This window comes from Isoptericola jiangsuensis, assembly GCF_002563715.1.
GTDB lineage: Bacteria > Actinomycetota > Actinomycetes > Actinomycetales > Cellulomonadaceae > Isoptericola > Isoptericola jiangsuensis.
Window position 1 is genome coordinate 276,462 of sequence record NZ_PDJJ01000001.1, and the last position, 13,741, is coordinate 290,202.

13 protein-coding genes are annotated in these 13,741 nt (G+C 74.8%); 6 read left to right on the forward strand and 7 right to left on the reverse strand.

Translation table 11 applies throughout. The annotated features are described in order from the left end of the window. Nucleotides 1-4: 4 nt before the first annotated feature. The 4 genes from ATJ88_RS01255 to nhaA all read right to left on the reverse strand — a co-directional run bounded on the left by ATJ88_RS01255 (nt 5) and on the right by nhaA (nt 3,319). A complete protein-coding gene (locus ATJ88_RS01255; RefSeq protein ID WP_098462175.1) occupies nt 5-415 on the reverse strand; it encodes a type II toxin-antitoxin system VapC family toxin in 411 nt (136 codons plus the stop codon). After that, the gene (gene vapB / locus ATJ88_RS01260) at nt 412-642 is read right to left on the reverse strand and encodes a type II toxin-antitoxin system VapB family antitoxin (RefSeq protein WP_098462178.1); all 231 of its coding nucleotides are present in this window, start codon (nt 640-642) and stop codon (nt 412-414) included. Before vapB ends, ATJ88_RS01255 begins: the two co-directional genes overlap by 4 nt. 79 nt (nt 643-721) lie before the next feature. Further along, nucleotides 722-1,357, reverse strand: a complete 636-nt coding sequence (locus ATJ88_RS01265) for a hypothetical protein (RefSeq protein WP_098462179.1) — start codon at nt 1,355-1,357, stop codon at nt 722-724. Nucleotides 1,358-1,486: 129 nt separating this feature from the next. Then, complete coding sequence (gene nhaA / locus ATJ88_RS01270; protein ID WP_098465045.1) at nt 1,487-3,319, reverse strand: Na+/H+ antiporter NhaA; 1,833 nt, start codon at nt 3,317-3,319, stop codon at nt 1,487-1,489. 228 nt (nt 3,320-3,547) lie between these two features. Here nhaA and ATJ88_RS01275 point away from each other — a divergent pair, with 228 nt between their 5' ends. From ATJ88_RS01275 to ATJ88_RS01285, 3 genes are all read left to right on the forward strand, one after another. Further along, the gene (locus ATJ88_RS01275) at nt 3,548-5,518 is read left to right on the forward strand and encodes a DUF7927 domain-containing protein (protein WP_170023475.1); all 1,971 of its coding nucleotides are present in this window, start codon (nt 3,548-3,550) and stop codon (nt 5,516-5,518) included. Nucleotides 5,519-5,762: 244 nt separating this feature from the next. Next, entirely contained in the window at nt 5,763-6,266 is a 504-nt protein-coding gene (locus ATJ88_RS01280; protein WP_098465046.1) for an FBP domain-containing protein, read from the forward strand. 117 nt (nt 6,267-6,383) lie between these two features. Then, nucleotides 6,384-6,647: a GlsB/YeaQ/YmgE family stress response membrane protein gene (locus ATJ88_RS01285; protein ID WP_098462182.1), complete on the forward strand. Its 264-nt coding sequence runs from the start codon at nt 6,384-6,386 to the stop codon at nt 6,645-6,647. 62 nt (nt 6,648-6,709) lie between these two features. On the opposite strand, the gene ATJ88_RS01290 is transcribed toward ATJ88_RS01285, so the two are convergent. After that, a complete protein-coding gene (locus ATJ88_RS01290; protein ID WP_098462184.1) occupies nt 6,710-8,347 on the reverse strand; it encodes an ABC transporter permease in 1,638 nt (545 codons plus the stop codon). Further along, entirely contained in the window at nt 8,344-9,261 is a 918-nt protein-coding gene (locus ATJ88_RS01295) for an ABC transporter ATP-binding protein (RefSeq protein ID WP_098462185.1), read from the reverse strand. Before ATJ88_RS01295 ends, ATJ88_RS01290 begins: the two co-directional genes overlap by 4 nt. A gap of 59 nt (nt 9,262-9,320) precedes the next feature. On the opposite strand from ATJ88_RS01295, the gene ATJ88_RS01300 reads away from it, so the two are divergent. Continuing rightward, nucleotides 9,321-9,947 carry a TetR/AcrR family transcriptional regulator gene (locus ATJ88_RS01300; RefSeq protein ID WP_098462187.1) on the forward strand — a complete coding sequence of 209 codons (627 nt, stop codon included), beginning with the start codon at nt 9,321-9,323 and terminating at the stop codon, nt 9,945-9,947. 3 nt (nt 9,948-9,950) lie between these two features. On the opposite strand, the gene ATJ88_RS01305 is transcribed toward ATJ88_RS01300, so the two are convergent. After that, nucleotides 9,951-10,802 carry a Cof-type HAD-IIB family hydrolase gene (locus ATJ88_RS01305; protein ID WP_098462188.1) on the reverse strand — a complete coding sequence of 284 codons (852 nt, stop codon included), beginning with the start codon at nt 10,800-10,802 and terminating at the stop codon, nt 9,951-9,953. An 84-nt stretch (nt 10,803-10,886) separates the two neighbouring features. Between ATJ88_RS01305 and ATJ88_RS01310 the strand changes: the two genes are divergently transcribed. Together ATJ88_RS01310 and ATJ88_RS01315 are read left to right on the forward strand one after the other, a co-directional pair. Then, nucleotides 10,887-13,001 (forward strand): acyltransferase family protein, encoded by a 2,115-nt coding sequence (locus ATJ88_RS01310; RefSeq protein WP_170023476.1) that lies wholly within the window; start codon nt 10,887-10,889, stop codon nt 12,999-13,001. Nucleotides 13,002-13,060: 59 nt separating this feature from the next. Further along, nucleotides 13,061-13,741: a response regulator transcription factor gene (locus ATJ88_RS01315; protein WP_098462191.1), complete on the forward strand. Its 681-nt coding sequence runs from the start codon at nt 13,061-13,063 to the stop codon at nt 13,739-13,741.

A 13,741-nucleotide genomic window follows, 5' to 3' on the forward strand; every position in this document is an offset into this window, starting at 1 on the left:
CTGGTCAGGGCTCGGTGAGCCAGTCCTCGACCTCCAGCCCGGGCACCCGGGCGAATTCGCGCACGTTGTTCGTCACCATGACGAGCCCGAGCGACCGGGCGTGCCCGGCGAGCAGCGCGTCGTACGGTCCGATCGGCGTCCCGCGGGCGGCGAGGACGGCGCGGATGCGGCCGGCGTGCATCGCGGCGAGGGAGTCGAGGTCGATGACGTCGACGAGGGAGAGGAGCTCGTCGACGGCCTGACGGTTGCGGGCCGGGCTTGCCGACCGCTCGATCCCGTACTCGAGCTCCATCTCGCTGATCGTCGAGACGCCGACGCGCCCGGTCGCCTCCACGAGCCGTCGCCGGGCGGCGTCGCCGCGGTCGCGGAGCAAGGCGATCAGGACGTTCGTGTCGAGCAGATAGAGAGTGTTCACAGCCCTGCCCGGTCGTCGGCCTCGCCCTGGTCCCTGTCCGTCAGGAAGTCGTCGTCGACGCGCAGGCCGTGGTCGAACCACTCGTCCCAGCCGGTGCCGGCCGGCTCGATCACGCGGGTCCGCCCGACGACCCGCACGTCGACCTCGCGGACGTCGTCCGGCAGGGCCACCGCCTTGGGCAGCCTGACCGCCTGCGTGCGGTTGTTGCGAAAGACCGTCGTGCGCATCGTCCACCCCCGTCGTATATACCTTGAGGATATACGAACGTCCCGGCGCGCGCCGGTGGTGTGCCCGGCGGCCCGCCGCTCAGCGGACGGACTGCAGGGCCGGGCGCGGCGCCTCCTTGCGCGGCCGGGGCAGCCCGAGCCGGTCGAGCTCGAGGTTCGCCAGCTCGCGCACGACCTCGGTGTCGTCGTCGCGCCACGCCGCGACCGGGTCGTCCGACACCCGGGCGAGGGTGCGCAGCGGCAGGTGGCTCATCGCGCGCAGGGCCAGCAGCGCCGGGTCGGAGCCCGCGAGGCGCCGCGCGGCGGCCGCGCGCCGCACGAAGTTCACGCGCAGCGGCACGTACAGCACCGCCACCAGCAGCACCGGGAGCAGGAACACCGCCAGCCCCAGCCAGAACGCCACGTCGGTGACGGTCTCGGCCTGCGCGCGTCCGGCGTCCGCCACCGCCATCGCGGCCGTCGCCGCCCCGCCGAACGGAGCGGCCAGCTCGTCGCCGACCGCCGGGACGCCCTGGATCGTGCCCTCGACGTCGTGGAACCGGGCCGCGATGTCGTCGGCGGCCGACGCGGTCGCCAGCCCCGGCCGGGCGAGCTCCGCGGTGAGGTCGTGGACCGTCCGGCCCACCCAGGCCCACGCGACCGTCCAGGCGAGGAGCAGCAGGTCCCCGGTGAGCTGGAGCGCCATCCGGGCGGGCTTCCTCGCGTACAGGGTCATGGTCCGGGGCCTCCGCGCCGACGTGGGGTCCGCCGCGCCGGGACCGTGGACCGGTGGCGCATGTCGGACAAGTCCGCCGCAGTCTAGGTGGCGGCCGGTGGCCCGGACAGGATGAGATTCCCGGGCCGCTCAGGACCGGCGGCGCCGCGCCGGGTCGACGGCGGCGTCCGCCTCCGCGGACTCCAGCGCCGCGATGAGGGTGCCCGCGTCGTGGGGGCCCCGGTGCCGGGCGCCGTCGAGGAAGAACGTCGGCGTGCCGCGGGCGCCGCTGGCGCGGGCGCTGTCCATGTCCGCCACGACGCGCGCGTGCAGCGCCTCGTCGCCGAGGTCGGCGTCGAACCGGTCGAGGTCGAGGCCCACCGCGACGGCGTGCTCGCGCAGGTCGTCGGCGGTCAGGCGCGACTGGTTCGCGAACAGCCGGTCGTGCATCTCCCAGAACCGGCCCTGCCGGTGCGCGGCCTCGGCGGCGACGGCCGCGAGCCGGGCGTGCGGGTGGACGTCGTCGAGGGGCAGGTGCCGCACCACGTAGCGGACGCGGTCGCCGAAGTGGTCGCGCAGGTCCTTCCACATGCCGGTGGCGCGGGCGCAGAACGGGCACTCGAAGTCGAGGTACTCCACCACGGTGTGCGCCGCGTCGTCGTCGCCGCGCACGTGGTCCCGCGCCGGGTCGACGGGCGGGTCGAGGCGCACGGGCAGGTCGGCGCTGGTCTCGCCCCAGCGCACCCGCGCCATCGAGAACAGCGCCCAGCCCAGGAGACCGGCGAGGACGAGGGCGATGAGCACGCCCACGGTGGCGGCCTGCGTGTGGGCGGGGTCGTCGAACGCGAGCCCCGCGACCAGCAGCGACACGGTGAACCCGATGCCGGACAGCGCGGCGCCGCCCAGCACGCTGCCGGGACCGACGCCGTCGGGCAGGGTGCCGAGCCGCAGCCGCAGCGCGATCCAGGTCCCCGCGCCGACCCCGACGAGCTTGCCCACGACCAGGCCCGCGACGACGCCCCACGTCACCGCGGACGCGAGGGCGTCGCCCAGGGCGCCGCCGCGCAGGTCGATCCCGGCGTTGGCCAGCACGAAGACGGGCACGACGACGAGGGACACGGGGGAGCGGAGCACCTCGTGCAGCCGCTGGTTGACGGAGATGGAACGGGCGAGGCCGAGGCGGACGTCCCGGGCCATGCTCGCGTCCGGGGACTGCCAGTACGCCCGGAACAGGCTCTTCGCGGCGACGACGTCGTCGCGGCGGGTCGCCACCGCGGGCACGAGCAGCCCGGCGAGCATCCCCGCGATGGAGGGGTGGATCCCCGCCTGGACGGTCGCCCCCCACAGCACGACGACGACGAGGACGTACGGGCCGCTGCGCCACGCCCGCATCCGACCGAGCAGCCACAGCACGCCGAGGCACGCGACGGCGACCAGCAGCGGGCCGATCCGCACGCCGTCGGAGTAGAAGACGCCGATGACGGTGACGGCGAGGAAGTCGTCCACCACCGACAGGGTCAGGAGGAACACGCGCAGCTGGCTGGACATCGTCGGCCCGACCAGCGCGAGGACGCCGAGCAGGAACGCGGTGTCGGTGCCGACGACGACGCCCCACCCCTCGGGGGCGACGCGACCCGCGATCGCGAGGTAGATCGCGGCGGGCACCAGCACCCCGACGGTCCCCGCGACGACGGGCAGGAGCCGCTGGCTGCGCTGACGCAGCGACCCGAGCGCCAGCTCCTGGCGGACCTCGAGACCGACCACGAAGAAGAACACGACCATGAGGCCGTCGTTGACCCAGTGGTGCAGGTCCATGTCGAACGCGAGGTCGCCGATCTGCACGAGCACCGGCGTCTCCCACAGGTGCTCGTACGCGCCGGACCAGGGGGAGTTCGCCCAGACGAGGGCGAGCGCCGCGACGGTGAGCAGCAGCAGCGCCGCGCCGGACTCGCTGCGCAGCCGCTCCAGAACCGTGCGTGCCATGGACCCTCCCGGGCTCGGTGAGGGCACCAGCGTCGCCGGTGCGGGCCGCGCGGTCCAGTCGGGGACGTCGGACCGGGGCCGGCTGCCGGGTCGTCGCGCCGCACCGCGGGCGTGCGGCGAGGTCCCGAGGACGGCTTCGCGCGCCCTGCGGCGCCCGTGGTGCGACAGTGGCTGGAGGGAGACGGCGGCGCCGTCCCCCACCCGACGCGCGGACAGGGGGCGGTGCACGTGCGGGGACCCGCGACACCGGGACGGCGGCCGGCCGTCGGGCTCGCCGCTGCGCTCGTGCTGGCCGGTGTCCTCGGGTCCGCCCCGGCGACGGCGTCCACGGTCGACCCGGACCCGGACGGGCCCGTGCTCGCGGCCCCGGAGGAGGCACCCGGTCACGTGCCGCCCGCCGCGCGGCTCGCGCTGTCCTTCGACCCCCCGACGACGCCCGTCGGCACGCCCGTGACGCTGACGTTCGCCCTCACGGGCTCCGGCGACCCCGCGACGTCGTTCACGGACGTGCTGCCCGAGGGGCTGGTCGTCGCGGACCCGGCGAACGCCACCGCGACGTGCGACGGCCCCGCCTGGGACCCGGCGCCCGGCACGGGCACGGTGTCGGTGACGGCGGCGGTGCCGCCCCCGGGCTCCGGGTCCTGCACGCTGGACGTCGACGTGACCTCGGCCGTGCCGGGGGCGTACACGAACGGCGCCGACGACGTCACCGACCTGGTCGGGTCGGCCCCGCCGGGCGACACGGCCCGGGTGGAGTTCACCGACGACGCCTCCGGGCCGACGCTGACGGTCGTGCGGACGGCGGACGCGAGCGTGGTGGAGCCGGGCGACACGCTGACCTCCACGGTGACGGTGTCGAACACCGGTGAGGTCCCCTACCCGGCGGATGGGCCGGCGACCGTCGTCGACGACCTCACGGAGGTCCTCGACGACGCGGAGCTCGTGGCCGCCGAGGCGGACGTGGGGTCGGTGGACGACGCGGCGCTGCCGCTGCTGACGTGGTCCGGCCCGCTCGACGTGGGCGAGACGGCGACGATCACGACGACCGTGCGCGTGGACGACCCGGCGCGCGGCGACCTGCGGCTCGACGACGTCGTGACGGGGCCGCCGGGGTCGAGCTGCACCGACGGCACCGAGGAGGGCTGCGCGACGAGCATCCCGGTGCGCCGGCTGGAGGTCGCGACGGCGGTGGACGTCGACAGCGCCGTGCCGGGCGGAGCGGTCGAGGTGACGACGACGGTGGCGAACACGGGGTGGGCCGCGTTCACGCTGGCGGACCCCGCGACGGTGACGGACGACGCGACGGGGCTGGTGGACGACGCCGCCTACGACGGGGACGCGTCCGCGGACGTCGGCGCGGTGGACGACGCGGCGTTCCCGCTGCTGACGTGGGTGGGTGCGCTCGCGCCGGGGGAGTCGGCGACGATCACGTGGTCGGCGACGGTGGACGTCCCGACCGACGGCGACCTCGTGCTGGACCGGGCGGTCACGGGGGGCTCGTGTGCGGAGGGCGACGGGCCGCCGTGCGCCACGAGCACCCCGGTGCGGGCGCTCACCGTCGAGGCGTCCGTCGACGCCGCCGAGGTACGACCGGGGGAGACGCTGACGTGGACGGTCGTGGTGACGAACGACGGCCAGGTGGACTACGGGCCGCGCGACCCGGTGGTGGTGGTCGACGACCTGACGGGCGTGCTGGCGGGAGCGACCTGGGTGGGGGCGTCGGCGTCGGCGGGGGAGCTCGACGTGTCGGCGCTGCCACGGCTGGAGTGGACGGGCACGCCGGAGGTCGGGGGGTCCGCGACGATCGCGTTCTCCGCGACGGTGTCCCCGGACGCGGCGGGGGTGCTGGCCGACGGGCTCACGGGGCCGCCGGAGTCGACCTGCCCGACGGGCGGCGAGCCCGGGTGCCGGGCGGCCACGGTCGTGGTCCCGGCGGCCGGCGTCGTCCCGGGGGACCCGACCCCGGAGCCGTCGACGGGTGCGTCGTCGGTCGCCCCGGTGGCGCCCGACGACGCGTCGACGCCGCCGGGCCGTGCCGGGCAGGAGGTCTCCACGCCGCCGGCCACGACCGTGGACGACGCCGCGCCGCTGGCGTGGACGGGCACGGACGTCGCGGCGGTCGTCGCGGTCGCGGTGCTGCTGCTGGTCACGGGGGCCGTGCTGGTGGCGGGCGCCCGACGGCGGCGCGGCGGCGGCTGATCGTCGCCCGGGCGTACCATGGACGGCGGGTCACGGCCGTGGCCCTGCGGGAACGAGGAGGGGACGATGCACGGCATCGTGGAAGGCGGGGTGGCCCGCGCGGCCTGCTCGGCCCTCGCGCGCCCCGGCACCGTCTGACCCAGTGGCCGGGCGGCGCCGCACCGTGCCGTCCACCCACCCCTTGGCCGTCGTGCACCCGTGCGCCCCTGCGCACCCGACGGCGCCCCGACACCGGGAGACCCTCGTGAACCCTCTGACCGAGAAGCAGATCCGCGCGTCCTTCGTCAACGCCTCCCAGCGGGAGGCGAGGCAGGCGACCCTGCCCGACCTCGCCGACCTCGACTGGGACCGCCTCGACTACCTGGGCTGGACCGACCGCAAGGCCCCGCTGGCGGCGTACGTCGTCGCGGAGGTCGACGGCGAGCCCGTCGGCATCCTGCTGCGCGCCGCCGACGCGAAGTCCGGCCGCGGCCGCAAGGGCATGTGCGCCTGGTGCGAGGACGTCGTCGACGACGCGGACGTGTCGCTGTACGTCGCCCGTCGCGCCGGCGCCGCCGGGAAGGCCGGCAACTCCGTCGGCACGCTCGTGTGCACCGACTTCGGCTGCTCCCGCAACGTGCGTCGTCGCCCGATGGCGTTCGAGACGGGCAACGACCCGGAGCGTCGCGCCGCGTTCGTGCAGGGCCGGGTCGACGGGCTGCGCGAGCGGTCCGCCCGGTTCCTCGCCGAGGTCGCCAGCACCCGCTGACCGTCCGGCGGCCGGAGCGGGCGTCCCCGGTGGGGGTGCTCGTTCCGGTCGCGGCGCCCGGGCGCCGGGCGTACGTTCGGGGACGCGTCAGACGAACCGGACACCTGGGAGGCCGACATGACCGTCAGCGGCATCATCACCGCCATCATCATCGGTGCGATCATCGGCGCGCTCGGCCGGCTGGTCGTGCGCGGCAAGCAGAACATCTCGATCCTCGTGACGATCCTCGTGGGGATCGTGGCCGCGCTCATCGGCACGTGGATCGCCGACCTCATCGGCGTCAAGGACACCGGCGGCATCGACTGGATCGAGCTGGCGCTGCAGATCGGGCTGGCGGCGATCGGCGTCGCGCTGGTGGCAGGCGCCTCCGGTCGGAAGTAGCCGGCGCCGACCGCACGACGCCCCCGCACCGGTCCTCGGTGCGGGGGCGTCGTCGTCGGTCGTCAGCGCGCGAGGTCGCGGCGCCGGAACCCGGCGAAGCCGATCGCGAGGAACCCCGCGGTGACGAGGGTGATCCAGCCGAGCCCGGTGAGGTCGACGTCCGTGACGGTGACGTTGGGGACGTGCCAGAACGGGCTGATGCCGAGCACCCAGTCGTCGAGGCCGAACGTCGGGCCGAGCAGGGTGAGGCCGAACGAGAGCAGCACCCCGGCCCACGCCGCGATGCTGACGGCGGGGCGGGCGCCGACGACGGCGACGGACACCGCGACGACCGTCCACACCGCCGGGACGGTCGCGACGGCCTGGAGCAGGACGTCGCCGAACTCGACGCCGAGGTCGGCGGTCGACGCGAGCCAGGCGACGAACACGCCCGCGACGAGCACGTACAGCGTCGAGCTCGCCAGGGCGAGCAGCACGTTCGCCGCGTAGTAGCGGGGCCGGGACACGGCGGTGGCGAGCAGCGGCTCGACCCGGTCCTCCGTCTCCTCGCTGCGGACCTTCAGCAGCACCTGCACGCCGGGCACCGACGCGATGATCCCCACGAGGGACAGGATCGTCACGAGGAACGCCGACACGAGCTGCTCGGGGCCGGTCGCCCCGGCAGCCATGACCTGCTGCACCGCGGAGTCGCCCGCCAGGATGTCCGTGATCGACGTGGCGAAGTAGCCGAACACGACGCCGAGCAGCACGAACGCGATCACCCAGGTGACGATCTGCCCGCGGTTCAGGCGGACGGCGAGCCGCCACGGCGTGCGGGTGGTGCCGCGCGCGGGGCCGGGGCCGGGCTTGATGGTGCCCTGCCCGAAGTCGCGGCCCGCCTGCAGCGCGAACGCGACCACGAGCAGCACCGCCGTCAGCGCGACGGCGAGCAGGAGCGGCCACCAGCGGTCCCCGGTGGCCGGGCGGGTCTCGGTCATCCACGACAGCGGGTTGACCCAGGAGGTCCACTCCGGCGCCTCGACCGAGTAGGCGAACCCGCGCAGCACGAAGAGCGCCCCGAGGGTTCCCACCGCCATCGACGTCGCGGTGCGGGCGTCCGCCCCGATCTGCGCGGTGACCGCCGCGACCCCCGCGAACATCCACCCCGTCGCGGTGAAGGTGGCGCCCAGCAGCAGCGAGGGACCCCACGAGCCGCCGCACAGCACCGTGACGAGCGCGCTGACGACGCCGACCAGCAGCGACCCGATCAGCGCGATCGCCGCCCCGACGAGCAGCCGGCTGCCGCGACCCAGCACGCCCGACGCCAGGAGCTCGGCCTGCCCGGAGTCCTCCTGCGCCCGGGTCGCGCGCACGACGGCGAAGATCGCGCCGAGGGCCGCCAGGAACCCGCCGAGCGCCAGCGCGCGCCACGCGTTGAAGCCGTCGGCGGTGGTCAGGTCGTAGGCCGGACCGAAGATCAGGCCGAGCGCCGGGTTCGCCCCGACGGCCCCGGCCAGCGCCTGCCGGGACTCCAGGGTGGGGAACACCCACGGGTACACCAGCACCGACGACGCCGACAGCACGGTGACGATCGCGACCCACGGGGCGAGCTTGCGCCCGTCGTGCCGGAGGGAGGTGCGCAGCAGCGGCCGGGTGCCGGCCAGGGCGCCGCCGCGGGCGGGTGCGCGGTGGGCGGCGCGGGTCGCGGTGGCGGTGCTCATCGGGCGACCTCGGGCGCGGCGTCGGCGGGGGCGTCGTCCTCGTAGAGCTTGAGGAACAGGCTCTCCAGGGACGGCGGCTCCACCGTGAGGGAGGCGAGCCCGTACCCGGTGAGCAGCGTCATCGCGTCGCCGATGCGCGCCGACTCGACGGTGGCGGACAGCCGCGTGCCGTCCAGGTGGACGTCGTGCAGCGCCGTCAGGTCCGCCGGGTCGGGGGCGCGGTCCAGCACGGCGTGCACGGTCGTGCGGACGTCGCCGCGCAGGTCGGTCAGCGTGCCCGTCTGCACGATGCGGCCCTCGCGGATGATGCTGAGGCGGTCGGCCAGCGTCTCCACCTCGGCCATGATGTGGCTCGACAGCAGGACGGTCGCGCCGCGCTCCTTCGCCTCGCCCACGACCTCCTGGAAGACGGCCTCCATGAGCGGGTCCAGGCCGCTGGTCGGCTCGTCGAGGACGAGGAGCTCGACGTCGGACGCCAGGGCCGCGACGATCGCGACCTTCTGCCGGTTGCCCTTGGAGTACTGCCGCCCCCGCTTGGTGGGGTCCAGCTCGAACCGCTCGACCAGGTCGGCGCGCCGCCGCTCGTCGAGGCCGCCGCGCATCGTGCCGAGCAGGTCGATCGCCTCGCCGCCCGTCATGCCGGGCCACAGCGACACGTCGCCGGGGACGTAGGCGAGCCGGCGGTGCAGGTCGACGACGTCGCCCCACGGATCCTGCCCGAGCAGGCGGACCGTGCCGCCGTCCGCCCTGAGCAGGCCGAGCAGCACGCGGATCGTCGTCGACTTCCCGGCGCCGTTGGGGCCGAGGAAGCCGTGCACCTCCCCGGCCTCGACGTGCAGGTCCAGGCCACGCAGGGCCTCGAACTTCCCGAAGGACTTCGTCAGTCCGTCGACCTCGATCACGGGTGCGCTCATGAGCCCACTATGAATTCACCACCCGATGAAGTCAACAGGGGGTGAGTTAGAGTCGTGCCATGAGCGACTCCGCCCCCCGACGACGACCCGGCCGACCGGCGGGCACCACCGGGGCGCGCGAGCAGATCCTCGACGCCGCGCGGAGCGAGTTCGCGGCGCACGGCTACCGCGGCGCCACGCTGCGCCGGATCGCCGCCCGAGCAGGCGTCGACCCCGCGCTCGTGCACCACTACTTCGGCGACAAGGACGGCCTCTTCGCCGAGACGGTCGAGCCGCCCGCCGGCGTGGCCGACCGCATGGCCGAGGCGCTCGCCGGCCCGCCCGACCAGCTCGGGGAACGCGTGGCCCGCACCTTCCTGGGCGTGTGGGAGTCGCCAAAGACCCGGGACCAGATGCTCACCGTCGTGCGGTCCGCGCTCACCCACGACGTCGCCCGGGACCGGCTCCGCGGACTCGTCCTGGGCCGCGTGCTCGACGGCGCCCTGGCGGGGACCGTCCCGGAGCACGAGCGGCGGCTGCGCGTCGAGCTCGCCATGACGCAGGTCATCGGCATCGCGCTCGCCCGCTACGTCGTCGAGCTGGAACCGCTCGCCACGTTGCCCGTGGACGACGTGGTCGCGCTCCTCGCCCCCGCCGTCCAGCGGCACCTCCTCGGGCCGCTGCCCGCCCTGCCGTCGCAGGGCTGAGGATCAGGCGCTCGGCACCCGCGCGTCCAGCAGCGCCTCCAGCACCCGCACCACCCCGTGCTCGGCGTTGCTCGGCGCGGTGAACCGTGCGTGCGCCAGCACGTCCGGGTGGGCGTCCGCCATCGCGAACGACCACTCGGCCGCCGCCAGCATCTCCACGTCGTTGAGGTAGTCGCCGAACGCCATCGTCTCGTCCGGCCCGACGCCGAGCTCGGCCTGGAGGCGGCGCAGCGCCACCCCCTTGTTCACGCCGTGGTTCATCACGTCGATCCAGTGCGGGCTCGACACGACGACCTGGTGCGTCGCACGCAGGTGCACCAGCGCCGGCAGGGTGCCCGTCGCGGAGTCCACGTCGTCGTAGACCGCGACCTTGAGGACCCGGTCGTCGACGGCCAGCAGGTCGTCCACCACGGTGAGCGCGTTGTAGTAGGTGCGCACGTGGTCCACGAACGCGGCGTCGGACCGCTCCACGTACGCGCCCCGCGTCCCCGCCAGGACCGCGCCCCCGCCGCGCGTCGTCCCCAGCCCGCGCACCGCGTGCACCACGTCCGCGACGACCGCGTCGTCCAGCATGTCCACCGACACCACCTCGTCGCCCCGGGTGACCAGCGTGCCGTTCTCGGCGACGATCACCAGGTCCTCGCGTGCGGGCGTCCGGTCCGCCGGGAACGCCGCGGCGATGGTCGCGTGCTGACGGCCCGACGCCGGCACGAACGTGATCCCGGCCGCGTGCAGCCGGTCCAGCAGGGGGTACAGGCCCTCCGGCACGTCGCCCGCCGGGTCGAGCAGCGTCCCGTCCATGTCGGTGACGACGAGGCGGATCCGGTCGGGTCGGGGCAGCGGCGAGATCGGCATGGGACCAGTCCATCACGACGCCCCCGGGGCGGTGCCTCTCGTAGGATGATGCGTCACCTCCCCTTCACCGATCGGACACGCGACGTGAGCACCACGCTCCGCCCCGGGCAGCACCCCGACCAGGACGCCGCGACCCGCACGGCCGCCCCGGCGGCCCCGACGCCGGTCCGGCTCGAGGTCCAGGCGCTGCGCGCCCTCGCCGTGGTGCTGGTCCTGCTGTTCCACTTCTGGCCCGGCCGCGTCCCCGGCGGCTACGTCGGCGTCGACGTGTTCTTCGTCATCTCGGGGTTCCTCATCACCGGCCACCTGCTGCGCGAGGTCGAGTCCACCGGACGGGTCCGGCTCGCACGGTTCTGGGCCCGCCGCGCCCGCCGCCTGCTGCCCGCCGCGTACCTCGTCATCGGCGTCTCGGCCGTCGCGACGTTCCTGCTGGTCCCGGTCACGCTGTGGCAGCAGTGGTTCCGCGAGACCATCGGCGCCACCCTCTACGTCGAGAACTGGGTGCTCGCCGCCGACGCCGTCGACTACCTGGCCGCGGAGAACGACCCGTCACCCGTGCAGCACTACTGGACGCTGTCGGTGGAGGAGCAGTTCTACCTGGTGTGGCCGCTGCTCGTCCTCGGCGCCGCGGTGCTCGCGACCCGCCTGCGCAGGTCGCTGGTCACCGCGACCGCGGTGGTGCTCGGCGTCGCCACCGCGTCGTCGTTCGTGTACTCGCTGTGGCTGACGGTCGCGAACCCGTCGTCGGCCTACTTCGTCACCACGACCCGCGCCTGGCAGTTCGGCGCGGGCGCGTTGCTCGCGCTCGTCCTCGCCCGCGGCGTCCGGCCGCTGCCCGAGGTCGTCCGGGTCGCCCTGAGCTGGGCCGGTCTCGCCGCGATCGCCGGGTGCGGCCTGCTCTACGACGCCTCCACCCCGTTCCCGGGCACGGCCGCGATCTGGCCCGTCCTCGCCACGATCGCCGTCATCTGGGCGGGCACCCCCACCGGGACGGCGTCGCCCGCGCCGCTCATGCGCCTGCGCCCCGTGCAGTACGCCGGCGAGATCTCCTACTCGCTGTACCTGTGGCACTGGCCCGTCATCATCCTCGCGCCGTTCGCCCTCGGCCGGGAGGTGGGCCTGCTCGACCGGGTGCTGCTGCTCGTCGGCGTCGTCGTGCTGTCCGCGCTCACCAAGCGGTACGTCGAGGACCCGGCCCGGTTCACGCACCGCTGGGGCCTGCAGCGTCCCGGCCGCGCGCTGGGGCTGACCGCCGTCGTCGCCCTCGCGGTGTCCGCCGTCGCGGGTGCCGGCTGGTACGTCGCCGACGCCCGCGCCCAGGAGCAGGCCGCGGTCGCGGAACGCCTCGTCGCGGACATGCCGCCCTGCTTCGGCGCCGGGTCGATGGACCCGCAGGACCCCTGCGAGAACCCCGACCTCGACGGCATGCTCGTGCCCGCCCCCGAGGCCGTCGGCGGGGACTACGCCGACTACCCGGACTGCTGGGTGGAGGGCGACGAGGACGTCCTCAAGGAGTGCACGTTCGGTCCCGTCGACGACCCGGACGTCCCGCACCTCGTCCTCGTCGGGGACTCGCACGCCCGCGCCATGCTGCCCGCGTTCATCGCGCTGGCCGAGGAGGGGCGCATCAGCCTCACCCCGCAGCTCAAGGCCACCTGCGCGTGGACCACCGGGCAGATGAACTACGACGACCCGCAGCGCTCCGAGACGTGCGAGACCTGGAAGGCGCAGCTGCGCCCGTGGCTGCTCGACAACGCGGACCGCATCGACGCCGTCGTCACCACCGGCTACCTCAAGATGCTGTCCGGGTCCGCGCCGGAGCAGGTCGAGCGCATGGCCGCCGACTGGCGTCCCGTCGCCGACGCCGGCGTGCCGATCGTCGCGCTGTCGGACAACCCGTGGCACCGCACCGGCCCGTCGAAGTGCCTCGAGGAGCTCGACGTCGTCGGGCCCACGAGCTGCGACACGTCCCGCAAGCGCGCCTTCCCGTTCCCGGACACGTTCGCCGGGACCGTCGAGGCCGTGCCGGGCAGCCGCTACGTCGACCTCACCGACTACTACTGCGACGACCGACGCTGCCCGTCGGTCATCGGCGGCGTCAACGTCTACCGGGACAACAGCCACCTCACCACCACCTACACGCGCACCATGGCGCCGTACCTGCTGCGCGAGCTCCGCGCGGTCGACGCGGTCTCCTGACGACCCACCGGAGCCGGACGTCCGGTTCCCGGGGCGGTCCGATCCGCTAGGTTCGACCCGTGCAGCTGCTGGTCGTGGAGGACAACGAGCACGTCGCCGGCGCGCTGGTGTCCGTCCTGGGCAAGCACGGGTACGAGGTCATCCGTGCGGCCGACGGTGCGAGCGCGCTCGACGCGCTGAACCAGCGCACCGATCTCGTGCTGCTCGACCTCGCCCTGCCGGACATGGACGGCTTCGAGGTCTGCCGCCGCATCCGTCTGGTGTCCGACACCCCCATCATCATGGTGACGGCGCGCACCCAGCTCGAGGCCCGGGTGCGCGGCCTGGAGCTCGGCGCCGACGACTACGTCACCAAGCCCTACGACATCCGCGAGGTCCTGGCGCGCATCGACGCCGTGCTGCGGCGGGGGCGCTCGCGGGAGTGGGACGGCCGCGGCGAGGCCAAGGTGGTCGACGCGTGCGGGCTGAGCGTCGACCTGGCCGCCCGCGAGGTCCGCCGCGAGGACGGCACCGTCGTCGGTCTGACCCGCAAGGAGTACGACCTGCTCGCGCTGCTGGTGCGCCACCGCGGCACCGCGCTGGCGCGCGAGCGGATCCTGCGCGAGGTGTGGGGGTCCAGCTGGAAGGGGCTGGGTCGCACCCTCGAGGTGCACGTCGCGTCGTTGCGCCGCAAGATCGGCGAGCCCGACGTCGTCGAGACCGTGCGGGGCGTCGGCTACCGCGTCACGGGACGGCGGTGA